This is a genomic window from Aeromonas sp. sif2433, assembly GCF_019218705.1.
GTDB lineage: Bacteria > Pseudomonadota > Gammaproteobacteria > Enterobacterales > Aeromonadaceae > Aeromonas > Aeromonas encheleia.
The window spans coordinates 103,194-126,189 of sequence record NZ_JAHUXD010000001.1 but is presented as its reverse complement, the minus strand read 5'-3'; the positions used below and the strand labels follow the sequence as shown (position 1 = coordinate 126,189).

The following is a 22,996-nucleotide window of genomic DNA, read 5'->3' as shown; positions in this document are numbered from 1 at the left end:
AAAAAACCGCCCATCGCGGGCGGATTTTCACTCATCGGCGCTCCCTTGCGGGGACGGGATCAGTTCAACAGGGTCAGGGGATCCGTGTAGGCCAGATGATGCGCCTCGGCCACTTCCCGGCAGGTGATCTTGCCTGCCATCACGTTCAGCCCGTGCAACAGGTGGGGATCGCCCAGCAGCGCGTTGCGATAGCCCTGCTCGGCCAGCCGGATGATGAAGGGCAGGGTGGCGTTGTTGAGGGCGACGGTGGAGGTTCGCGCCACGGCGCCCGGCATGTTGGCCACGCAGTAGTGCACCACCTCATCGACGATGAAGGTCGGGTCCTGGTGGGTGGTGGCGTGGGAGGTTTCCACACAGCCGCCCTGATCGATGGCCACGTCGACCACGGCCGAGCCCGGCTTCATGCGCGCAATGTGGTCACGGCTGACAAGTTTTGGCGCAGTGGCGCCGGGCACCAGCACGCCGCCGATGACCAGATCCGCCGCCAGGATGTGGCGCTCCAGGGTCTCGCGGTTGGAGTAGACCACCTTGGCCGCCCCTTGGAATTCGCTGTCGAGGCGACGCAGGGTATCGATGTTGTTGTCGAGTATGGTGACATCGGCGCGCAGGCCTATGGCCATGCGGGCTGCATTGGAACCTACTACGCCGCCACCGATGATCACCACCTTGGCCGGTTCGACCCCGGGCACGCCGCCGAGCAACACGCCGCTACCGCCGCGGGACTTCTCCAGTGCCTGGGCGCCAGCCTGAATAGACATGCGTCCGGCCACCTCCGACATGGGGGCCAGCAGCGGCAGTCCACCACGGGCATCGGTGACGGTTTCGTAGGCGATGCAGACGGCGCCGCTGTCGATCAATTCCCGGGTCTGGGCCAGGTCTGGCGCCAGATGCAGGTAAGTGAACAGGGTCTGGCCCGGACGCAGCATGGCGCGCTCGACTGCCTGGGGCTCCTTGACCTTGACGATCATCTCGGCCTTGGCGAAAACATCGTCAGCAGAGGCCAGAATTTCGGCCCCCGCAGCCAGATAATCTGCGTCACTGAAGCCAATGCCAGTTCCTGCGCCGCTTTGGACGAAAACGGTATGGTTTCGTGCTGTTAGTTCACGTACACTGGCCGGAACCATGCCTACGCGATATTCATGGTTTTTTATTTCCTTAGGTACACCGATAATCATGCTATCCCTCGTCTATCGATTGGTGGTTTATGTTGCCACAATGTTAAGCAACATTTGCGCCTAGTATATTCAGGTATTGACAGGATTTGTGACCATAATTATAAAATGACTGGTGATTCTTACCAAAAAATAGCCAAAGGATGGAATTAAATGATGGAAGCTAAGAGTCGGCTAAAGGATTTGGACAGGATTGACCGCAACATTCTGAATGAACTGCAAAAGGATGGCAGGATTTCGAACGTTGAGTTGTCCAAACGAGTTGGCCTGAGTCCTACACCGTGTCTGGAACGGGTTCGTCGCCTGGAGCGACAAGGCTATATCGAAGGATATGCCGCTATTCTGAACCCTCATTATCTGGACGCGTCTCTGCTGGTGTTCGTGGAAATTACCCTCAATCGCGGCGCACCCGACGTTTTTGAACAGTTCAACAAGGCTGTTCAGGTGCTCGAGGAGATCCAGGAGTGCCATCTGGTCTCCGGTGATTTCGACTATCTGCTCAAGACCCGCGTCAGCGACATGTCGGCTTACCGCCGCCTGCTGGGGGAGACCCTTTTGCGTCTGCCCGGGGTCAATGACACCCGCACCTACGTGGTGATGGAAGAGGTCAAGCAGAGCAGTCGTCTGGTGATCAGCACCCGCTAAGCCGGGTTATGCTGTGACTTGCAAGTTCCATGACGAGTCACGATAGTCAGAAACGAGCGGCCGGTCCGCTCGTTTCTTCTTATGAACTTGGTTGTAAAGATGGCCCCGCCCTCAGGCACAGGCTGACAATCGGTGGGCTTTTCAGGGATACTAGGCCCCCTATCCCCGCATTACATGTTTTCAGAAAGGAGCCGGAGTTTGGCCGATAAAAAGCTGTTTACTCCTTTGTCAGGTACCCAACGGATCTTCGAGGCCGTCTTGATCGCCATCACCCTGATGGCTGCCTATCTCTTGCTTGCCCTCTTGACCTACCATCCCGCCGATCCCGGTTGGTCCCAGACCTCCTGGCAGGGGGAGGTGAAGAACCTGGCGGGCAGCGCCGGTGCCTGGCTCGCCGACATCACCATGTTCACCTTCGGCGCCTTCTCCTATCTGGTGCCGCCGCTGACAGTTCTGCTCGGCTGGAGCCTGTTCTGGCGCCCGAGCCGGCTGCTGGAGGTGGATTATCTGACCCTGTCGGTGCGCATCGTCGGCTTCCTGCTGACCGTGCTCGGCATGTCGGCCATTGCCAGCATGAACTTCAACGACATGCAGAACTTTTCCGCCGGCGGCCTGGTGGGGGACGTGATCGCCTCCGCCGTGGTGCCGCTGTTCGGCGGTGTCGGCGCCAACCTGATGCTGCTCTGCTTCGTGGCCACCGGCATCACCCTGTTCACCGGCTGGTCCTGGCTCACCATAGTCGAGCGGATCGGGGCCAGCTGCACCGGCACCGTCAGCGCCATCTATCACTTCCCCACCACGCTAGGTCGCTGGTTGACCGGGGGCTGGCGCCAGCCCCGCTTCGAGGGACCGGATCCCTTGCTGGAGGGGGGCGTGGGTGCCATCGATCTGGATGAGGAGGACGAGCCTCACGGCAGCTGGACGCGCAATCCCAAGGCCAAGGGCGCGGCCCAGAAGACAAAATCTGACGAATGGCTGCCGGAACTCGATGACGATACCTTCCAGTTCGAGCCGCAGTTTGACGACGAAGATGACGAGGCGCCGACGCCCGTCGCCAAGCCGAAGCGCGCGGCCAATGCCCGCCCGCAACCCGTGCTGGCAGCTGCGGATGATGACGAGCTCGATCTGCCCTGGGCGGAGGGCGACGAGGCCCCGGCCGCGCCGGTGGCGGTCGCTCCCAAAGCCAAGCGCCGCCCGCAGCCGGGCATGGCCCCCTTGCCGGGACTGGATCTGCTGGACAGACCGCCCGCCAAGACTCAGATGATGAGCAAGGACGAACTGGACCGCATGGGCCGTCTGGTGGAGGCCAAGCTGGCCGATTACAACGTGCAGGCCAAGGTGGTCGGCGTCTATCCTGGCCCGGTCATCACCCGTTTCGAGCTGGATCTGGCGCCGGGCATGAAGGCGAGCAAGATCACCAACCTGTCCCGCGATCTCGCGCGCTCCCTCTCCGCCAGCAGCGTGCGGGTGGTGGAGGTGATTCCGGGCAAGACCTTCGTCGGCATCGAGCTGCCGAACCGGGTACGCCAGACCGTCTACCTGCGCGAGACCCTCGACTGCGACGACTTCCGCGACAGCCGCAACCCCTTGACCATGGGTCTGGGTCAGGACATCGCAGGGGAGCCCGTGGTGGTGAACCTGGCCAAGATGCCACACCTGCTGGTGGCCGGTACCACCGGCTCCGGTAAGTCGGTGGGGGTCAACACCATGATCATCTCCATGCTCTACAAGTCGTCGCCGGAGGATCTGCGCTTCATCATGATCGATCCCAAGATGCTGGAGCTCTCGGTCTACGAGGGGATCCCGCATCTGCTGACCGAGGTGGTCACCGACATGAAGGACGCCGCCAACGCCCTGCGCTGGTGCGTGGGCGAGATGGAGCGCCGCTACAAGCTGATGTCGGCGGTCGGGGTGCGCAACCTCAAGGGCTACAACGACAAGGTGCTGGCCGCGGCCGCCGAGGGACAACCGCTGCGGGATCCGCTGTGGCGCCCCGGCGACTCCATGGATCAGATGCCGCCGGAACTCGAGAAGCTGCCCCACATAGTGGTGGTGGTGGACGAGTTTGCCGACATGATGATGATCGTCGGCAAGAAGGTGGAAGAGCTCATCGCCCGTATCGCCCAGAAGGCGCGGGCCGCCGGTATTCATCTCATCCTCGCGACCCAGCGTCCGTCGGTGGATGTGATAACGGGTCTCATCAAGGCCAACATCCCGACCCGGATCTCGTTCCAGGTCTCGAGCAAGATCGACTCCCGTACCATCCTGGATCAGGGCGGTGCCGAATCCCTGCTCGGCATGGGTGACATGCTCTACATGCCGGCCGGTACCTCCAATCCGACCCGGGTCCACGGCGCCTTCGTCGATGACCACGAGGTACACAAGGTGGTGGCGGACTGGAAGCTGCGCGGCGAGCCGAACTACATCGAGGAGATCCTCTCCGGCGAGTCGGATAGTGAAGGCGGCAGCGGTGACTACGGCAGCAGCGGCGACGAGGAGCTGGATCCCCTGTTCGACGAGGCGGTGGCCTTCGTGGTGGAATCCCGTCGTGGCTCCACCTCCAGCGTGCAGCGCAAGTTCAAGATCGGTTACAACCGGGCGGCTCGTCTCATCGAGCAGATGGAAAACCAGGGCATCGTCAGCAGCCCGGGTGGCAACGGTCAGCGCGACGTGCTGGCACCGCCGCCGGTGCGTGACTGAGTTCCCCCTATCATCCAGGCCATGTCTCGCTAGACATGGCCTCTTATCGAGCCCTTTCGAATGGGAAGCATGATGAAGAAACAATTTTTGATGGGTACGGTGCTGCTGCTGGCCAGCAGCCAGGTGTGGGCCGATGCCGCCAGCGACCTCAAGCAGAAGCTGTCCGATGTGAGCCTGTTCTCGGCCAAGTTTGCCCAGACCGTCTATGACAGCAAGGGCAAGGAGCTGCAAAAGGCGAGCGGCGATCTGCTGGTGCAACGCCCCAACCGGTTCAACTGGCACACCACAGCGCCGGATGAGAGCCTGATAGTGGCGGATGGCAAGGACGTCTGGGTCTATGATCCCTTCGTCGAGCAGGTCACCGCCCTCAAGCTGAAGGATGCGGTGCTCAACACCCCCTTCGTGCTGATCGCCGGCAATGACAACGCGCTCTGGAAGAACTACGACGTGACCCAGCAGGGGGACGTCTACACCGTCACCAGCCGCAATCAGGACGAGCTGATCGCCTCCTTCCGCATCACCTTCGATCGGCAGAACAACATCAGCCGCTTCGACGTGAAAGAGGCGCAGGGGCAGTGGAGCGAGTTCACCCTCAGCGGCTTCAACCGCAAACCGGTGCTCAAGGGCAGCGAGTTCCAGTTCAAGATCCCGAAGGGGGTCGCACTGGACGACCAGCGCTGATGCGCGGTCTCTCTTTGGATCTCTGCTCGGGCCGTCTCCTGCTGGCGGCCCGGGTGACGCAGGATGGTCAACGCCGATGAGCAACCTCTCTTTGGATTTATCGTCGGACCGTCTGCCACTGGCGGTCGACGTGGCGCAGGACGGTCAACGCAGATGAGCAACCTGTCGCTGGACTTCTCGTCCGACTTTCGCCCGCTGGCGGCCAGGATGCGGCCGCAGAATCTCGATCAGTACATAGGTCAGCAGCATATCCTGGGGGCTGACAAGCCCCTGCGCAAAGCCATACTGGCCGGCCACTGCCACTCCATGATCCTGTGGGGCCCCCCGGGTACCGGCAAAACCACCCTGGCCGAGCTGATGGCGCACTATTGTCAGGCCGAGGTGGAGCGACTCTCGGCCGTGACCTCCGGCATCAAGGAGATCCGCGCCGCCATCGACAAGGCGAAGGAGAACAGCTGGCGCGGGGTGCGCACTATCCTGTTCGTGGATGAGGTGCACCGCTTCAACAAGAGCCAGCAGGATGTGTTCCTGCCCCACATCGAAGACGGCACCATCACCTTCATCGGCGCCACCACCGAAAACCCCTCTTTCGAACTCAACAACGCACTGCTCTCCCGCGCCCGGGTCTATCTGCTGAAGAGGCTGGAGGAGGACGACATCCTCGCCATGATCGATCAGGCCCTGACCGACCCGCGCGGCCTCAATGATCCGACGCTGGCCTTCGCCCCCGGGGTGAAGGAGGCGCTGGCCAAGGCGGTGGACGGCGACGGGCGCAAGTCCCTCAACTACCTGGAGCTGTTGGCCGACATGGCCGAGGCCAACGGGGCAGGGCCGCGCATCATCGACAGCGCCCTGCTGGCCGCCGTGGTGGGGGAGCACGTGGCGCGCTTCGACAAGGGGGGCGATCACTTCTACGACCTCATCTCGGCGGTGCACAAGTCCATTCGTGGCTCGGCCCCCGATGCGGCGCTCTACTGGTATGCCCGCATGGTGAGCGCCGGTTGCGATCCGCTCTACATCGCCCGCCGGCTGCTGGCCATCGCCTCGGAAGATGTCGGCAACGCCGATCCGCGCGCCATGCAGGTGGCGCTGTCGGCCTGGGACTGCTTCCATCGCATCGGCCCGGCGGAGGGGGAGCGGGCCATCGCCCAGGCCATCGTCTACCTCGCCTGCGCCCCCAAGAGCAATGCGGTCTACACCGCCTGGAAGGCGGCGCTCAACGATGCCAGGAACCTGCCCGACTTCGAGGTGCCACCGCACCTGCGCAACGCACCGACCAAGCTGATGAGCGATCTGGGCTATGGCGCCGAGTACCGCTACGCCCACGACGAGCCCGGCGCCTATGCGGCGGGGGAGAGCTACTTCCCGCCCGAGCTCGCCGGCAAACACTACTACCAGCCGACCGATCGCGGCCTCGAGAAGCAGATTGCCCAGAAGCTCGACTATCTGCGTGAGCTGGACCGGCAGAGCCCGCACAAAAGAGACAAGTAGCGGCTCGGTGCCGGATGCGGGACGCCGTAAGACCGGATCGGCGAAGAAGAGGCTGCCGATGCCCGAAAACTTGGCAAAAACGACAGCAATAGTCCCTGTTCGGGCGGGGGGGCGGTCTGCTACACTGCCCCTCTGACCCCGCTTGTCTTGGCCTTGCACCATCTTCTTGATTTCGAAGGCCCGATTCCGAAGACATAGGGGTGCGCCAACCGATGTTAACTTCCGGATCTGTTCTCTCGCCCGGTCACGACGACCCAGGCCCAGATCCCATTAAAAAAAGTAGGTAAACCATGCTGGATCCCAAATATCTGCGCAGCGATATCGAAGAGGCTGCCGCTCGTCTGGCGACACGTGGCTACGTTCTGGACGTAGCGGCTGTCAATGCTCTGGAAGAGAAACGCAAGGATCTGCAGTCCCGTACCCAGGAGCTGCAGGCCGAGCGTAACGCCCGCTCCAAGTCCATCGGTGAGGCTGCCCGTCGTGGTGAAGATGTGGCCCCGCTCAAGGCCGAGGTGACCAAGATCAACGACGAGCTGGAGACCAGCAAGGTCGAACTCGAGTCCCTGCTGACCGAGATCAAGGCCATCTCCGACGCCATCCCCAACCTGCCGAGCGAGACTACCCCGGTGGGCCGCGACGAGAACGACAACGTGGAAGTGCGCCGCTGGGGCACCCCGCGCGTGTTCGACTTCCCGGTACGCGATCACATCGATCTCGGTGAAGCGGCCAAGGGCGTGGATTTCAAGAACGGCGTCAAGCTCGCCGGTGCCCGCTTCGTGGTGATGAAGGGCCAGATTGCCCGCCTGCATCGCGCCCTGGCGCAGTTCATGCTGGACCTGCACACCCTGCAGCACGGCTACACCGAGTGCTACGTGCCCTATCTGGTGAACCCGGACAGCCTGTACGGCACCGGTCAGCTGCCGAAGTTCTCCGAAGACCTGTTCAACACCGGCATCAATGGGGAAGGGGATGACGAGGGCAAGCTGCGCAAGTTCTCCCTGATCCCGACCTCCGAAGTGCCGCTCACCAACATGGCCCGCGACGAGATCTTCGACGAGCAGGAACTGCCCATCAAGATGACCGCCCACAGTCCCTGCTTCCGTTCCGAAGCCGGTTCTTATGGCCGTGATACCCGCGGTCTGATCCGCATGCACCAGTTCGACAAGGTCGAGATGGTGCAGCTGGTGCACCCGGAGAAATCCTGGGAAGCGCTGGAAGAGATGGCCGGTCACGCCGAGAAGGTGCTGCAACTGCTGGAGCTGCCGTATCGCGTGATGGCGCTGGCCACCGGCGACATGGGCTTCTGCGCCGCCAAGACCTACGATCTGGAAGTCTGGCTGCCGGCTCAGAACACCTACCGCGAGATCTCCTCCGTCTCCAACTGCACCGACTTCCAGGCCCGTCGCATGCAGGCCCGGGTCCGCATCGATGGCAAGCCCCAGCTGCTGCACACCCTGAACGGCTCCGGCCTGGCAGTGGGTCGCACCCTGGTGGCGGTGATCGAGAACTACCAGCAGGAAGACGGCCGCATCGCCATCCCGGCGGCGCTGCAGTCCTACATGGGTGGCCTGACCCACATAGGGTAAGCCGCTCGTGCTGACGACAACGCCATGGCAGTGCCATGGCGTTGTGCATTCCGGCGTCGGCCAATGGTTTCGGCAGGGGCTAACATGGCTTCTATCGGCGCCGTATTGGATATTTAACACAATTTTATCAAGCATTGCGCAATCGTTTTTGTTAGACTGCGCCGCAATTTCGCAGGACATCTTTTTCTATGGTCTGGATTGATTACGCCATCATCGGCATCGTCGGTTTCTCCGCTCTCATCAGCCTGGTGCGCGGCTTTCTCAAGGAAGCCATGTCCCTCGTCACCTGGTTCGTCGCCTTTTTCATTGCCAGCCATTTCTATCCCGATCTCGCCGTCTACTTCACCTCGTTTACCGATGCCATGGTGCGCAACGGCCTGGCCATCGCCGCCCTGTTCGTGGCGACCCTGATCCTGGGGAGCGTGGTCAACTATGTGGTGGGCCTGCTGGTGGAAAAGACCGGCCTGTCCGGCACCGATCGGGTGCTGGGAGTCTGTTTTGGCGCCATTCGCGGGGTACTGATCGTCAGTGCCCTGCTGTTTTTTATGGATACCTTCACCAGTCTCTCCCAGAGCGACTGGTGGGTGGCGTCCAAGCTGGTCCCCGAGTTTAAACCGGTGATCCAGTGGTTCTTCGGGTTCATGCTGAACTCATCCAGTTTTCTCAATCAGGTACAGTGACTTCGAGGTAGCAAAGACATGTGTGGTATTGTCGGTATAGTTGGCACCACCCCCGTCAATCAGGCCCTCTACGACGCCTTGACGGTGTTGCAGCACAGGGGACAGGATGCCGCCGGGATCGTGACCATAGACAGTGGAAACTTCCGGCAACGCAAGGCCAACGGCCTGGTGAAGGATGTGTTTGAAGTGCGCCACATGCAGCGACTGAAGGGGCATATCGGCATAGGACATGTCAGATATCCCACCGCAGGCAGCTCAAGTGCCGCTGAAGCCCAACCTTTTTACGTGAACTCCCCCTACGGCATGGTGCTGGCCCACAACGGCAACCTCACCAACGCCAAGGCGCTCAAGGAGCAGCAGTTCAAGGTCGCCCGCCGCCACATCAACACCACCTCCGACTCGGAAGTGCTGCTGAACGTGCTGGCGCATGAGCTGGATCTCTGCGACAAGATGGAGCTGCGTCCCGAGGACATCTTCTCCGCGGTGCGCAAGACCCATCAGCAGATCCGCGGCGCCTATGCCGTGGTCTCCCTGGTGATAGGTCACGGCCTCATCGGCTTCCGCGATCCCAACGGCATTCGGCCGCTGATCCTGGGTCGCCGGATCGACGAGCAGGGCCAGGTGGAGTACATGCTCGCCTCCGAGAGCGTGGCGCTCGACGCCATCGGCTTCGAGACGGTGCGTGACGTCGCCCCGGGCGAGGCCATCTACATCACCGAGCAGGGCCAGCTGTTCTCCGAGCAGTGTGCGGAGAACCCGCAGATGAGTTCCTGCATCTTCGAGTACGTCTACTTCGCCCGTCCCGACTCCTGCATCGACAAGGTCTCCGTCTATGCCGCCCGCCTCAACATGGGTCGCAAGCTGGGCCAGAAGATCGCCCGCGAGTGGGAAGATCTCGACGTGGACGTGGTCATCCCCATCCCCGAGACCTCCTGTGACGTCGCGCTGGAGATAGCCCATACCCTCGATCTGCCGTACCGTCAGGGCTTCGTGAAGAACCGCTACATCGGCCGTACCTTCATCATGCCGGGCCAGACCCAGCGCAAGAAGTCGGTGCGTCGCAAGCTCAATGCCATCGGCTCCGAGTTCAAGGGCAAGAAGGTGCTGCTGGTGGATGACTCCATCGTCCGTGGCACCACCTCCGAGCAGATCATCCAGATGGCGCGGGAAGCCGGTGCGGCCAAGGTCTACTTTGCCTCCGCCGCCCCCGAGATCCGTTTCCCCAACGTCTACGGCATCGACATGCCCACCGCCAACGAGCTGATCGCCCATGGCCGGGAAGTGGAAGAGGTGTGCAAGCTGATCGGTGCCGATGGCCTCATCTTCCAGGATCTGGAAGATCTGGAAGAGGCGGTGCGGGAGATCAACCCCGAGCTGCGCCACTTCGAGACCTCGGTGTTCAACGGCCACTACGTCACCGCCGACGTGGATCAGGGCTATCTGGACCACCTCAATGCCCAGCGCTGCGACGACAACAAGGCCGTGCGCGAATGGCAGGAAGGCACCAGCAACCTGGAAATTTTTAACGAAGGCAGTTAAACGTTTTCCAGCTGGTCTGGACCGGAAATGAAGATGGGGGCCTTGGCCCCCATCTTTGTCTCGGTACTCTGTGCTTCATCTCACGCCAGATCTTCCCCATGGCTGGCGATCACCTTCTTGTACCACCAGAACGACTTCTTGCGCCTGCGCGCCAGGGTGCCCTTGCCGGCGTCGTCCCTGTCCACATAGACGAAGCCGTAGCGCTTGCTCATCTCCCCGGTGGAGGCTGCCACCAGATCGATGCAGCCCCAGCTGGTGTAGCCCAAGAGCGGCACGCCGTCGGCGATGGCGTCCCCCATGGCGCTGATGTGCTCGCGCAGATAGCCGATGCGGTAGTCGTCCTCTATCTCGCCCTGCTCATTGACCTCATCGACGGCGCCCAGACCGTTCTCCACCAGAAACAGCGGCTTCTGATAGCGGTCATAGAGGGTATTCATGGTGATGCGCAGGCCGAGCGGGTCTATGCCCCAGCCCCATTCGCTCACCTTGATATGGGGGTTGCGCAGGGACTTGACCACGTTGGCGGCGCTGGTGTTGTCCTGATTCATGTCGGCCGAGGCACAGCGGGAGGCGTAGTAGCTGAAGGAGACGAAATCGACGGTGTGCTTCAGGATCTCGTCGTCACCCGGTTCCTTGACGAGCCGGACCCCCTTCTCGCGGAACACGCGCTCGGCATAGGCAGGGTAGGCGCCGCGAGCCTGCACGTCGATGAGCAGCAGGTTCTCCCGCTCCTTTTGGATCGCAGCCCACACATCGTCCGGCTTGCAGGAGTAGGGGTAGAAATTGCCCCCCGCCAGCATGCAGCCGATCTGGTTGTGCGGGTTCACCTCGTGGGCAATTCGGGTCGCCAGGGCGCTGGCGATGAGCTCGTGGTGGGCCGCCTGATACTTCACCTGCTCCTGATCTTCACCCGCTTCAAACACCAGCCCGGCCCCGGAGAAGGGGCTGTGCAGCATGATGTTGATCTCGTTGAAGGTGAGCCAGTACTTCACCAGCCCGTCGAATTGCTCGAAGCAGGTGCGCGCGTAGCGGGTGAAGAACGTCACCATCTTGCGGTTGCGCCAGGAGCCGTACTCCACCACCAGGTGCATGGGCACGTCGAAGTGGCACAGGGTCACCAGCGGCTCGATGCCGTACTTGCGGCACTCCTCGAACACCGCCCGGTAGAAGGCGATGCCCTCGGCGTTGGGCTCTTGCTCGTCCCCCTTGGGATAGAGCCGGGCCCAGGCGATGGAGGTGCGAAACACGGTGAAGCCCATCTCGGCCATCAGCGCTATGTCTTCTTTGTAACGGTGATAAAAATCGATGGCGTCATGGCTCGGATAATACTCGTCGTCCCGCAGGGTGAAGCGCGGTTCCTGGCCGAGTTTCACCGCCATCCGGTTGGCGCCGTGGGGGATCATGTCGACCGTGGTCAGGCCCTTGCCGCCTTCGCGGTAGCCCCCCTCCGCCTGGTTGGCGGCCAGGGCGCCGCCCCAGAGGAAGTCTCGGGGAAATCTTGCTAACGACATCTGTTACCTCTTGTCATGTCGGATGATGCGAATTCACAGGCTGGCGGCAGTCTTGACCTGCAGTGTCGGCACTGCCTCATCGGATGCGGCCTGGGGGTGCTCCTCCTGCACCGGAATGTCTTCAAAGCCCATCAGCAGGGTCAGGATGAAGGAGAGCACCACTGAGAGTGCCATGACCCCGAACACCCAGGCGATGCTCATGGGGTTGGCCGGATCGAAGAACTGGACGCTGGTAAAGAGACCCGGTGCCGCCATGGAGTGGCTGGCAAGCCCGGCCATGCCGGCCACGGCGCCACAGATGAAGCCGCTGATGAGGCTGGCGATGAGCGGCCGTTTCAGGCGCAGGGCCACCCCGTAGAGCGCGGGCTCGGAGATGCCGGCCATGATGGCGGAGGCCGCCGCGGCGAGCGCGGTCTGGCGCAGTTCGGGGTTCTTGGTACGCCAGGCTACCGCCAGGGAGGAGCCGCCGAGGGAGAGGTTGGCACCAATCTCGGAAGGCATCACCATCCCTTCCTTGCCGGTCTCGGCGATGGTCTGGATGATGGTCGGGGTGAAGACGCGGTGCATGCCGGTCATCACCAGCAGCGGCCACAGGGCCCCCATGATGGCCACCGACAGCCAGCCGAGGTAATCGTGCACTGTGTAGACCAGGCCGGAGATGGCGGTGCCGATCCAGATGCCGATGGGGCCGATCAGCAGGATGGCGAGCGGCGCCGCGATCAGCACGATCAGCATGGGTTTCAAGAAGTTCTTGGTCACCGCCGGGGTGATCCTGTCTACCCAGCGCTCTATGTAGGAGAGGCACCAGGTCATCACCAGGGCCGGGATCACGGTATAGGTGTATTTCACCGCGGTGACCGGGATAAAGCCGAAGCTGACCGGCTCCCCCTGGGCGGCTCTGGCCATCAGCTCGATGAAGCTCGGGTGCACCAGCACGCCGGCGATGGCGATGGCCAGCGACATGTTGGTCTTGAACTTGACTGCCGCCGAGGCGGCGACCATCAGGGGCAGGAAGAAGAAGGCGCCATCGCCGATGGCATTGAGGATGATGTAGCTGGGGGAGGTGACCTCCACCATGCCGCTCATACTGAGCACCATGGCCAGCAGCTTGACCATGGAGCCGCCGATGATCGCCGGAATGAGCGGCGACATGGTGCCGATCAGGGCGTCGAGGATGCCGGCGCCGAGGTGTTTGAGGCTGAAACCGGCTTTCACCTCTTGCGGTGCGCCCTGTGCGTCTTCTGGTAGCCGGGCGAGCACCTCGCGGTAGGCGTGGGACACCATGTTGCCGATGATCACCTGGCACTGGTTGTCATTGTTCACCACACCCAGCACCCCGGTGGTGGCCTTCAGGGCGGGGTTGTCCACTCGGCTTGAATCCTTCAAGACGAAGCGCAGGCGCGTCATGCAGTGGGTCACCGCGACTATGTTGTCCGCTCCCCCCAGGGCATTGACGACGGCACTGGCCAGGGCCGCATAGTTTTTTGACATCTGGTTTATCCTTTTGACCAAGAGATACCAGCCATAGCCCCGCCTGTGGCGTGCGGATGGACGGTGTGAAACTGCACATGTGGAACCGGTTCCACACAGAGTGCTCAGTTTCTTTCTGCGATACAAGACAGTCCCCCGATCATTGTGCAGATCCGTGAATGGGATCACTCAATGACCCCCCATGCCCGCATTCTTGCTACGACAACCCCAGGCCGGTGCAGTACACTGCGGCCCGTCAAGCATAACGGGATGGAGCAAGATGACGACGATGCTGGAGGTGGCAAGGCGGGCAGGGGTGTCGAAGGCGACTGTCTCTCGCGTGTTGTCAGGCAATGGCTACACCAGCCAGGAGACCCGGGACCGGGTGTTCCAGGCCATCGAGGAGAGCGGTTATCGCCCCAATCTGCTGGCCAGGCAGCTGGCGACCAAGAATACCCAGACCCTGGGGCTGGTGGTGACCAACACCCTGTATCACGGCGTCTATTTCAGCGAGCTGCTCTCCCATGCGGCGCGGATGACCGAGGATCGCGGTCGCCAGCTGATCCTGGCCGATGGCAAGCACAGCGCCGAGGAGGAGCGTCAGGCCATCCAGTATCTGCTGGACCTGCGCTGTGACGGCATCATCATCTACCCGCGCTTTCTGAGCGTCGAGGAGATGGACGAGATCATCGAGCAGCATTCCCAGCCCATCATGGTGCTCAACCGCAAGTTGCGGCGCCACCACCGCCATTGCGTCTACTCCGATCAACGGGCTGCCGCCGCGGCCGTGGTGGATAAATTGGTGGAGATGGGCCACGCCGACATCGCCTTCATCACCGGCTCGGCGGATTCGCCGACCGGCATCGAGCGTCTGGCCGGCTACAAGCAGGCTTTGGCCCGGCACGAGATCCCGCTGCGCGACGAATTGATCGCGCAAGGCAAGTGGACACCCGCCTGCGGCGCGGCCGGGGTCTCGACCCTGCTGGGGCGGGGGGCTCGCTTCAGCGCTCTGGTGGCCAGCAACGATGACATGGCGATCGGTGCCATCAAGCAGCTGCACCAGGCCGGCGTGTCGGTGCCGGAGCAGGTCTCCGTGGTCGGCTTCGATGACATAGCGCTGGCCCCCTACGTCATTCCTTCGCTGGCCAGCGTCAAGATGCCGGTGACCGAGATGATCCAGGAGACCATCAGCCGGCTGATCACCATGGTGGAGGAGGGGGAGGCCGGTGAGCTGCCCTCCTTCAGCGGCAAGCTGATCCGGCGCGACTCCCTCAAACGGCTGCTGGAGTGAGGCGCTGGCTCCTCGCTCAAGGTGGTGGGCAGCACAGGCGGGATCCGCTAGCATAGGTGCCCCGGCGCGTGCGCCGCCTGTCATAGCAAGAGATGAGATGTTAGATGGATGACCTGCTAGCCCCCGTTCGCCAGTTCCTGCATTGTGAGACCCCGGATGCCTGGGTGGAGATGGCGCGGGATCCTGCCCAATTGCCGACTCTGCTTATCGATCACGCCAACTGCGAGAACAAGGCCGCCCTGACCGCCCACAGCCTGGTGCGTCGCTACTGCCTGCCCAAGGGCAAGCGCCACCTGCTGCCCAAGCTGGCGTTCTACCGGGAACTGGACGCCATCCCCGAGAAGGCCGAGATCCTCGGTAAACGTACCATGGGGGAGTCCGACAGAAGCGTGTTTGCCGAACTGGAGCGCAACCCCCTGCTGTTTCCCATGGTGCGGCTCATTCAGGAGGAGTTGCATCACTTCGAGCAGGTGCTGGAGATCATGGCCGCCCGCGGCATCCCCTACGGCCCGGTCAGCGCCTCCCGCTATGCCCGCAGTCTGCTAAAGCATGTGCGCACCTACGAGCCCGCCGCCGTGGTCGACAAGATGATCATCGGTGCCTATATAGAGGCGCGCTCCTGCGAGCGCTTCGCGAAGATAGCCCCCCATCTGGACGAGGAGCTGGGGCGCTTCTATGTCTCATTGCTGCGCTCGGAGGCGCGCCACTACCAGGATTATCTGGCATTGGCCTCGCATTTCGCGGGGGAGGACATCAGCGAGCGGGTGGCCTTCTTCGGCGAGATCGAGGCAGAGCTCATTAGTTCGCCGGATCCGCAGTTCAGGTTCCATAGCGGACCGCCTGTCAGATCTGACAGTTGTTGAACCCCAAGGGGGCACCTACTATCTCGGTGTTCCTACTACGAGCGACGCAATCACTTTTTGAGCGCAATTCCCGGCCCACAAGCCGGGTTTTTTTATGCCTGAAAAACGGGGGAACGGCCGCGCCGGGTCCGCGGCCTAGACATCATCTGCGGTATTCGTTGTTGTAGTTCTGGATGAGGCGGCGGGTCACCTCGTGCTGGGGATCGGCAAACACCTTGAGGGTCTTGCCGCGCTCCACCACCCGGCCATCGTGCATCACCAGCACCTCGTCGCTGATGTGGCTGACGATGCCGAGATCGTTGGCCACCAGCACATAGCTCAGCCCCGTGGTCTCCTGCATCTCCAGCAGCAGGTTGATGATCTGGGAGCGTACCGAGATGTCCAGGGTCGACAGCGCCTCGTCGGCCACCACTATCTTGGGATTGAGGATCAGGGCGCGGGCCAGCCCCACCCGCTGCTGCTGACCGGCGGAGAGCATCTGCGGATAGAAGAGGGCGTGGTCGGGCAGCATGCCCACCATGCGCAGGGTCTGCACCACCTTCTCCTTGCGCTCCTCCTCGCTCATCTCGGTGTTGAGGCGCAGCGGCGTCTCCAGGATCTGGCCGACCCGGATCTTGCGGTTGAGCGACGTGTTGGGGTCCTGGAAGATCATCCGCAGCAGCTTGCAGCGGGTCTGATAGTCACCGTGCACCAGGGGTTGCCCCTCGATGGCGATCTCGCCGCCGCTGGGCTCTATCATGCCCGCCAGGATGCGCGCCAGCGTGCTCTTGCCGGAGCCTGCCTCACCGACGATGGCCAGGGTCTGGCCCACCTCCAGATTGAACGAGAGCGGCTTGATGGCTTCCACCGCCTGGCGTCTGAACAGGCCGGTACGGTTCTGGTAGGTCTTGCAGAGGCCTCTGACCTGCAACAGGGAGGGTTCGATCACAGGCTTGGCTCCTTGGTGAGCGACGGCGTCGCCACAGACGGATGATTCATGTTCATTTCTTCGGCTCTGCCATGTTCAGGGGGAAGTGGCAACTGATACCTGGCTGGCCCCTGGCGTTGCTCATGGATCCGGCTCATTTCTTCGGTTCGTCCATGTTCAGGGGGAAGTGGCAGCTGATACCTGGCTGGCCCCTGGCGTTGCTCATGGGTCCGGATCATTTCTTCGGTTCGTCCATGTTCAGGGGGAAGTGACAACTGAACTGGTGGCCCTTGACCTTGCTCATCAGCGGGGTCTGCACGCACTGCTTCTGGGCATAGGGACAGCGGGGGCCGAGGCGACAGCCGATGGGCAGGTGTTGCAGCGGCGGTATCACCCCGGGCAGGGTCTCGAGCCGGGACTTGTGGCGCACCAGCTTGTCAAAGTCCGGAATGGACTTGAGCAGGGCGTCCGTATAGGGGTGATGGGGCGAGGTCAGGATCTGCTCCCGGGTGCCCACCTCCACCATCTGGCCGCAGTACATGATGTTGATGGTATCGGTCAGGTTGGCGATGGCGGCGATGTCGTTGCTGATGATGAGGATGGTGGTGTTGCCCAGCTTGTTCATCTTGTCCAGCAGCCGCAGGATTTGAGAATGGGTAGTCGACTCCATGGCGCTGGTGGGCTCATCGGCCACCAGCAGCCGTGGCTGGTTGGCGATGGCCATGGCGATCATCACCTTCTGGCACATGCCGTCCGACAGCTCGTGAGGGTAGGCCCGCATCACCTTGCGGTGATCCTTGACCCCCACCCGGTGCAACAGGGCGATGGCCCTCTTCTTGCGCCACTGGAAGCGTTGCCAGAACTTGCCGACGAAGGAGTCGGTCGGGATGGCCTCTTCCAGCTGGGTGCCTATCTCCTCCGAGGGATCGAGGCAGCTGATGGGGTCCTGGAAGATCATGGCGATCTCGCGACCCATGATGCGGCGGCGCTCCTTGGGGGCCATGGTCAGCAGATCCATGTCGTTGAAGCGCATCCGGTCGGCGCGCACCGTCCAGTTGTCCTTCTGGATGCCGACGATCACCTTGGCGACCAGGCTCTTGCCGGAGCCGGATTCACCCACCAGGCCCCGGATCTCTCCCTCGTTCAGGGTCAGACTGACCCTGTCCACCGCCTTGACCTTGCCCTGGGGGGTATCGATCTCGATGGTGAGGTTGCGTATGTCGAGCAAGGGCATCAGTGGCGCTCCTTATCAAGGCTTGGCACGGCTTTTTGCGTCGCACCTATACCAATTTTAACGGTATCGAGTAAGGGCATCATCAATCATTCCCCTCTTTGAGCGCTTCACGTATGCCTTCGCCGACCAGGTTGGTCACCAGCACACTGAACAGGATGGCCATGCCCGGCAGGGTCACGGTCCAGGGGGCGAGATAGATGAGATCGCTCGAATCGGCCAGCATGGCGCCCCACTCGGGTTGCGGCGACTGGGCGCCGAGCCCGAGAAAGCCCACCGCCGAGATATCCAGGATGGCGGCGGAGAGGGTACGGGTGGTCTGCGCCACCAGGGTCTCCACTATGTTCGGCAGCACGGCGAGCCGCATGATGCGCCAGGGGGGTGAGCCGTCGAGGCGGCTGGCGATGATGTACTCCTTCTGCATCTCGGTGTGGACCGCGTTGTAGGTCGCCCGGATGAAGGGAGGAATGAGCGCCAGCGTGATGGCGATCAGGGTGTTGAACAGGCCAGGCCCCAGGATGGCGACCACTATGATGGCCAGCAGCAGGGAGGGGATGGAGAGCAAGGTATCGAGCAGGTGATGGAGCACGCTCGATTTTACCCCCTTGCTCATGCCGCCGAGGATGCCGATGGCGGAGCCGACGATGAGCGCAATCACCACCACCAGCAGGGCGTTGCCGAAGGTGAGCCTGGCCCCTACCACGAGGCGGGAGAGGATGTCGCGGCCCAGATCGTCGGTGCCGAGGAAGTAGTCGATGTTACCGGTGCTGGCCCAGGAGGGGGCCAGCAGCAGGCGGCTGCTGTGTTGATCGTCGATGCCGTAGGGCACCACCAGGGGGCCCACCAGGGTGATCAGCAGCAGCAGGCCGAAGCACCAGAGGCCACCCATGGCCAACGGGTTACGACGATAGGAGGCCCAGGTCTGCTCCAGTGGGGAGAGGATCTTGAGCTCCGGATAGATGTTCGATTTATCTTGCATAAGTCAGGCTCCAGCCCAGGCCATGAGCAGGTTCAATCTTGTTTTGCATAGCGTTCTTTGCGCCGTGCCGGGTACCCCATGAGGGCGGTGAGCAGCGCGGCGCTGACAGCATAGAGAGCGGACAAGAGAGGCTCACCATAGGTTCGTGTTTAATCTTGTTTTGCATAGAGCTCTTTGCGCCGTGCCGGGTACATGATGGTGGTGAGCAGCTCGGTGCTGACGCTGATGAAGATCACGAAGCTGGCGACCACTAGGGTCGCGCCCCGGATGGCGGCGTAGTCCTGCAGCGCTATGCTGTTGACCAGCCAGCGGCCGATGCCGGGCCAGTCGAACACCACCTCGGTGATCATGGCGGAGGTGAGCACGCTGCCCAGTTGCAGGCCGAGCAGCGGCAGCACCGGGGGCAGGGCATTCTTGAGACCATGGCGCCAGACGATCTGGCGGCGGGAGAGGCCCCGGCTCGCCGCGGCCTTGATGTAGTTCTGCTTCAGCACGTCGATGAGCGAGCTGCGCACGTGGCGGATCACCTCGGTGGTGGGCACCACCGCCAGCACCAGCGACGGCAGCACCAGATGACGTAGGGCATCGTGCAAGGCCGCCTCCCGCCAGGGCTCCTGGCTCAGCAGCACGTCTATGATGGCGATGCCGGTGATGGAGGGCACGTCATAGAGCAGGCTGATCTGGCCCGAGGCCGGCAGCCAGCCAAGATCCAGCGAGAAGAACATCACCATCAGCAGGGCCAGCCAGAACACCGGCACGGCGTAGCCGATGAGGCCGGCGGTCATGATGGAGAGATCCAGGGAGCGCCCCTGATAGAGGGCGGCCAGGGTACCGAGCGGGATCCCCAGCAGCAGCGAGATGGCGAAGGCCGTGATGCAGAGGGTCAGGGTCGCCGGGAAGTAGTGACGGATCTCCTCCAGCACCGGCAGGCCGGAGACGCTGGACAGCCCGAGATCGCCGGCGAAGATGCGCCGCAGGAAATCCGGGTAGCCATGGCCGAAGTCCAGCACCTGACCGATGAGGCGAGACTCCAGCAGATAGGCGCCCAGGGTCAGCACCAGCAGGGTGATCAGCAGCAGGCTGATGCGGCGCAGAATATAAAAGAACATGGTTAGCCCTCCGCACTCGGGTGCGTCGATGACAGGGGAGGCCGGCTGCCGCTGCCGGGATGGGGATAGAGACGCATGCTTACTCCCGGTAGGCCTGGTTGAAGGTGGTGCCACCGAAGGGCATGAGGGTCAGCCCCTGGATATCGCTGCGGCTCACCTGGGTGCGCAGGGCATGGGCCAGCGGGATCAGCGGCAACTGCTCATTGAGCAGGGTCTGGGCATAGTAGTAATTGCGCAGGCGGAAGGCGAGCTGGGGCGTGGTCACCGCATCGTCCAGCAGCTGATCGAAGGCCGGGCTGCACCAGCGGCTGTAGTTGTTGCCCCGCTCGACCGCGGCGCAGCTCAGCAGCTGGCGGAAGAAGTTGTCCGGGTCGGCGTTGTCGGCGATCCAGCCGGAGAGCAGGCTGTCGTACTGGCCCTTGGCGAGGCGGGTCTCGATGACCGGCCAGGCCTGCTGCACTATCTTCAGCTTCACCCCTATCTTGGCGAGATCGCTGCGCATCAGCTGGGCGGTCTTGAGGCCGTCCGGGTTGTAGGGGCGCGCCCCCGGCTGCACCAGCACCTGCATCTCGAAACCATGAGGGAGGCCGGCCTCCTTGAGCAACTGGCGGGCGAGCTTCAGGTCCGGCTGACGCAGTTGCAGGGAGGGGTTGTAACCCCAGGAGAGCGGCGGCAGCAGGCTGGTGGCCGGCTGTCCGGTCTCGAAGTAGACAGCATGCAGCAGGTTCTGCACGTTGATGGCGCTGGCCAGCGCCTGGCGCACCTGCACCTTGTTGAAGGGGGCCTTGCGGGTATTGAGTGCCAGGAAGGCGACGTTCATGCCCGACTGGATCGACAGGTTGAGATCCGGATCCTTGTCGATCACCGACAGCTGGCTGGCGGAGGGGGTGCTCATCACGTCGCACTCGCCGGTCAGCAGCTTGGCGAGCCGCTTGGACGACTTGGGCGTGATGTCGTAGATCAGCTGTTCAATCTTGGCCTCGCCGCCCCAGTAGCCGGGATGGCGCAGGTAACGGATGAACTCGTTGTGACGGTACTCCTTGAAGCTGAAGGGCCCGGTGCCTATGGGGCGATTGTCGAGCAGCGCCGGGGTGCCGGCCTTGATCATCTGCTCGCCATACTCGGCCGACAGCACCACGGCGTAGTCGCTTGCCAGGGTGGCGAGGAAGGAGGCATCCGGCCGGTTGAGCTCGAACACCACCTCATAGGGGCCCTGCTTGTAGACCCGCTTGATGAGGGAGGCCAGCCCCAGGCTGTAGAAATAGGGGTACTCGCCGCCGGAGATGGTGTGGAACGGGTGGTGTTCGTCCAGCAGGCGCTGGTAGGTGAACAGCACGTCGTCGGCGTTGAACTGGCGGGAAGGGCTGAACCAGGGGGTGCGATGGAAGGTCACCCCCTTGCGCAGGTTCAGGGTATAGGAGAGCCCATCGTCGCTGCTGTGCCAGTGGGTGGCCAGGCCCCCCTCGATGCTCAGGGTATTGGCGTTCACCTCGAGCAGGCGATCATAGAGCGGGCGGGCACTGGCATCCAGGGTCACCCCCGAATTGGCGAGCTGCGGGTTGAAGGTCTGGGGAGCCCCTTCGACGCAGTAGACGAGCCCTGTCTTGGAGGCCTCTGTCTGTTTCTGACAGCCGGTGACCAGGACCAGGAGACCGAGCAGCAGTGGTTTGAGCATTCTCATTATGGAACCATGTTTTCATGCAGAGTTGCCCGCCGGGGGGCGGGCGCGTTGCGGGAGCCTGCCGGGCAGGGACTCCCTCTGTTGGGATCAGTCGCTATCGCTGTCACCATCCAGCCGCGGGCATGTGCGCAGCATGCTCCGAAATCGGTGATGGCGCAGGATCAGTCGCTGTCCGCCTTGCCATTGCTGTCATCCCCCTCGAGCAGCTGGTATTCACGCAGCATGCTCCGAAATCGGTGATGACGCCGGCTCAGTCGATGTCCGCATTGCCATTGCTGTCATCCCCCTCGAGCAGTTGGTATTTACGCAGCATGCCCCGGAACTGGTGATAGCTCAGGGCCAGCAATTGAGCCGCTTTGCGCTGATTATACTGGGATTGCTGCATCGCTTGCTTGAGTAAATTAATCTCGTATTCCGCCACCGCCCCCTTGAGATCCAGCGGCAGGTTGTGGGCCTGTTGCCCGTTCGGCGCCGCCTCGACGGGGGAGGGTGCCAGGCCATTGGCGCGGGGGCGCCAGGGTGAATCGAACGGGTTGAGCACCAGCTCCGCGAGCGGCAGCTGGGGGTTGCCCTGGCGGTAGAGGCTGCGCTCCACCACGTTTTTCAGTTCGCGCACGTTGCCGGGCCAGGGATAGTCCAGCAATAGCTGGGTCGCCTTGCGGGAGAAACCGGCAAACAGCGGATAGCCCAGCTCCCGGGTCATGCTGTGGGCGAAGTGCTCCGCCAGCATCAGGATGTCGTCCCGCCGCTCCCGCAGCGGGGGCAGGGTGATGACGTCGAAGGCCAGCCGGTCCAGCAAGTCGTGGCGAAACTGGCCGCGCTCGGCCAGCCGCGGCAGATCCTCGTTGGTGGCGCACACCAGCCGCACATCCACCTTGAGCGGCTTGGCACCGCCTACCCGCTCGAACTCGCCATATTCGATGACCCGCAGCAGCTTCTCCTGCACCCGGGCGCTGGTGGTGGCCAGTTCGTCGAGGAACAGGGTGCCGCCATCGGCGCGCTCGAAGCGGCCCTGATGGCGCTTGGCGGCGCCGGTGAAGGAGCCCGCCTCGTGGCCGAACAGCTCGGTTTCCAACAGACTCTCACTCAGGGTGGCGCAGTTGATGGTGACAAAGCTTTGATCCCAACGTCCTGAGAGATAATGTAGGCGGTGGGCGATGAGCTCCTTGCCGGTCCCCCGTTCGCCGATGATCAACACGGGTTTGCGCAGCGGCGCGAGGCGCGAGGTCTGTTCGATGATTTCGAGGAAGGCGTTGGACTCACCCAACAGGCTTTCCGTGTCCGTGGTCATAATGGTCCCTGTTCGGTGAAAAATCTGGTCAATCTTACCAAAAGTTAGTGTTTTTTATCATCTCTTGTTTCGGGCGTCTTGAAACTCATGGAGAGCGCCCATATAAATCAACAAGTTAAATTTCGTTCCAGATTGGCACACAAGTTGCCATTGTCAATGGAGAAACAAC

General features: G+C 62.4%; 18 protein-coding genes. 9 read left to right on the top strand and 9 right to left on the bottom strand.

What is annotated here, in order from left to right:
- Positions 1-59 precede the first annotated feature (59 nt).
- Positions 60-1,175, bottom strand: a complete 1,116-nt coding sequence (ald, locus tag KW825_RS00540; protein ID WP_042653623.1) for an alanine dehydrogenase — start codon at positions 1,173-1,175, stop codon at positions 60-62.
- Between the two features lie 150 nt (positions 1,176-1,325).
- Here ald and lrp point away from each other — a divergent pair, with 150 nt between their 5' ends.
- From lrp to purF, 7 genes are all read left to right on the top strand, one after another.
- Positions 1,326-1,817: a leucine-responsive transcriptional regulator Lrp gene (gene lrp / locus KW825_RS00535; protein ID WP_005300047.1), complete on the top strand. Its 492-nt coding sequence runs from the start codon at positions 1,326-1,328 to the stop codon at positions 1,815-1,817.
- A gap of 198 nt (positions 1,818-2,015) precedes the next feature.
- Positions 2,016-4,517 (top strand): DNA translocase FtsK, encoded by a 2,502-nt coding sequence (locus KW825_RS00530; RefSeq protein WP_218292241.1) that lies wholly within the window; start codon positions 2,016-2,018, stop codon positions 4,515-4,517.
- A gap of 72 nt (positions 4,518-4,589) precedes the next feature.
- Positions 4,590-5,198 (top strand): outer membrane lipoprotein chaperone LolA, encoded by a 609-nt coding sequence (lolA, locus tag KW825_RS00525; protein WP_042653625.1) that lies wholly within the window; start codon positions 4,590-4,592, stop codon positions 5,196-5,198.
- A gap of 153 nt (positions 5,199-5,351) precedes the next feature.
- Positions 5,352-6,689: a replication-associated recombination protein A gene (locus tag KW825_RS00520; RefSeq protein WP_218327874.1), complete on the top strand. Its 1,338-nt coding sequence runs from the start codon at positions 5,352-5,354 to the stop codon at positions 6,687-6,689.
- 290 nt (positions 6,690-6,979) lie between these two features.
- Positions 6,980-8,275: a serine--tRNA ligase gene (gene serS, locus KW825_RS00515; RefSeq protein WP_218327873.1), complete on the top strand. Its 1,296-nt coding sequence runs from the start codon at positions 6,980-6,982 to the stop codon at positions 8,273-8,275.
- Positions 8,276-8,463: 188 nt separating this feature from the next.
- The gene (locus KW825_RS00510; protein ID WP_042653628.1) at positions 8,464-8,955 is read left to right on the top strand and encodes a CvpA family protein; all 492 of its coding nucleotides are present in this window, start codon (positions 8,464-8,466) and stop codon (positions 8,953-8,955) included.
- An 18-nt stretch (positions 8,956-8,973) separates the two neighbouring features.
- A complete protein-coding gene (gene purF / locus KW825_RS00505; protein WP_042653629.1) occupies positions 8,974-10,494 on the top strand; it encodes an amidophosphoribosyltransferase in 1,521 nt (506 codons plus the stop codon).
- 80 nt (positions 10,495-10,574) lie between these two features.
- Here the strand turns inward: purF and KW825_RS00500 are convergent, their stop codons facing one another.
- Both KW825_RS00500 and ascF read right to left on the bottom strand, forming a co-directional pair.
- Positions 10,575-12,005 carry a 6-phospho-beta-glucosidase gene (locus KW825_RS00500; protein ID WP_218327872.1) on the bottom strand — a complete coding sequence of 477 codons (1,431 nt, stop codon included), beginning with the start codon at positions 12,003-12,005 and terminating at the stop codon, positions 10,575-10,577.
- Between the two features lie 33 nt (positions 12,006-12,038).
- Positions 12,039-13,496, bottom strand: a complete 1,458-nt coding sequence (ascF, locus tag KW825_RS00495) for a PTS cellobiose/arbutin/salicin transporter subunit IIBC (RefSeq protein WP_218327871.1) — start codon at positions 13,494-13,496, stop codon at positions 12,039-12,041.
- Positions 13,497-13,755: 259 nt separating this feature from the next.
- Between ascF and KW825_RS00490 the strand changes: the two genes are divergently transcribed.
- On the top strand, positions 13,756-14,766 hold the full coding sequence (locus tag KW825_RS00490; RefSeq protein ID WP_218327870.1) for a LacI family DNA-binding transcriptional regulator: 1,011 nt from the start codon (positions 13,756-13,758) through the stop codon (positions 14,764-14,766).
- 104 nt (positions 14,767-14,870) lie between these two features.
- Positions 14,871-15,629 carry a tRNA-(ms[2]io[6]A)-hydroxylase gene (locus KW825_RS00485; RefSeq protein WP_218327869.1) on the top strand — a complete coding sequence of 253 codons (759 nt, stop codon included), beginning with the start codon at positions 14,871-14,873 and terminating at the stop codon, positions 15,627-15,629.
- 142 nt (positions 15,630-15,771) lie between these two features.
- Here the strand turns inward: KW825_RS00485 and KW825_RS00480 are convergent, their stop codons facing one another.
- From KW825_RS00480 to pspF, 6 genes are all read right to left on the bottom strand, one after another.
- Positions 15,772-16,557: an ATP-binding cassette domain-containing protein gene (locus tag KW825_RS00480; protein ID WP_218327868.1), complete on the bottom strand. Its 786-nt coding sequence runs from the start codon at positions 16,555-16,557 to the stop codon at positions 15,772-15,774.
- Positions 16,558-16,771: 214 nt separating this feature from the next.
- On the bottom strand, positions 16,772-17,770 hold the full coding sequence (locus KW825_RS00475) for an oligopeptide/dipeptide ABC transporter ATP-binding protein (protein ID WP_042653632.1): 999 nt from the start codon (positions 17,768-17,770) through the stop codon (positions 16,772-16,774).
- Between the two features lie 82 nt (positions 17,771-17,852).
- Positions 17,853-18,746, bottom strand: coding sequence for an ABC transporter permease subunit (locus tag KW825_RS00470; protein WP_042653633.1), 894 nt, complete (start codon positions 18,744-18,746; stop codon positions 17,853-17,855).
- Between the two features lie 149 nt (positions 18,747-18,895).
- Positions 18,896-19,855 carry an ABC transporter permease subunit gene (locus KW825_RS00465; RefSeq protein ID WP_042653634.1) on the bottom strand — a complete coding sequence of 320 codons (960 nt, stop codon included), beginning with the start codon at positions 19,853-19,855 and terminating at the stop codon, positions 18,896-18,898.
- 79 nt (positions 19,856-19,934) lie between these two features.
- The gene (gene sapA, locus KW825_RS00460; RefSeq protein WP_042653635.1) at positions 19,935-21,530 is read right to left on the bottom strand and encodes an ABC transporter substrate-binding protein SapA; all 1,596 of its coding nucleotides are present in this window, start codon (positions 21,528-21,530) and stop codon (positions 19,935-19,937) included.
- A gap of 256 nt (positions 21,531-21,786) precedes the next feature.
- Positions 21,787-22,827, bottom strand: coding sequence for a phage shock protein operon transcriptional activator (gene pspF / locus KW825_RS00455; RefSeq protein WP_218327867.1), 1,041 nt, complete (start codon positions 22,825-22,827; stop codon positions 21,787-21,789).
- Positions 22,828-22,996: the final 169 nt, after the last annotated feature.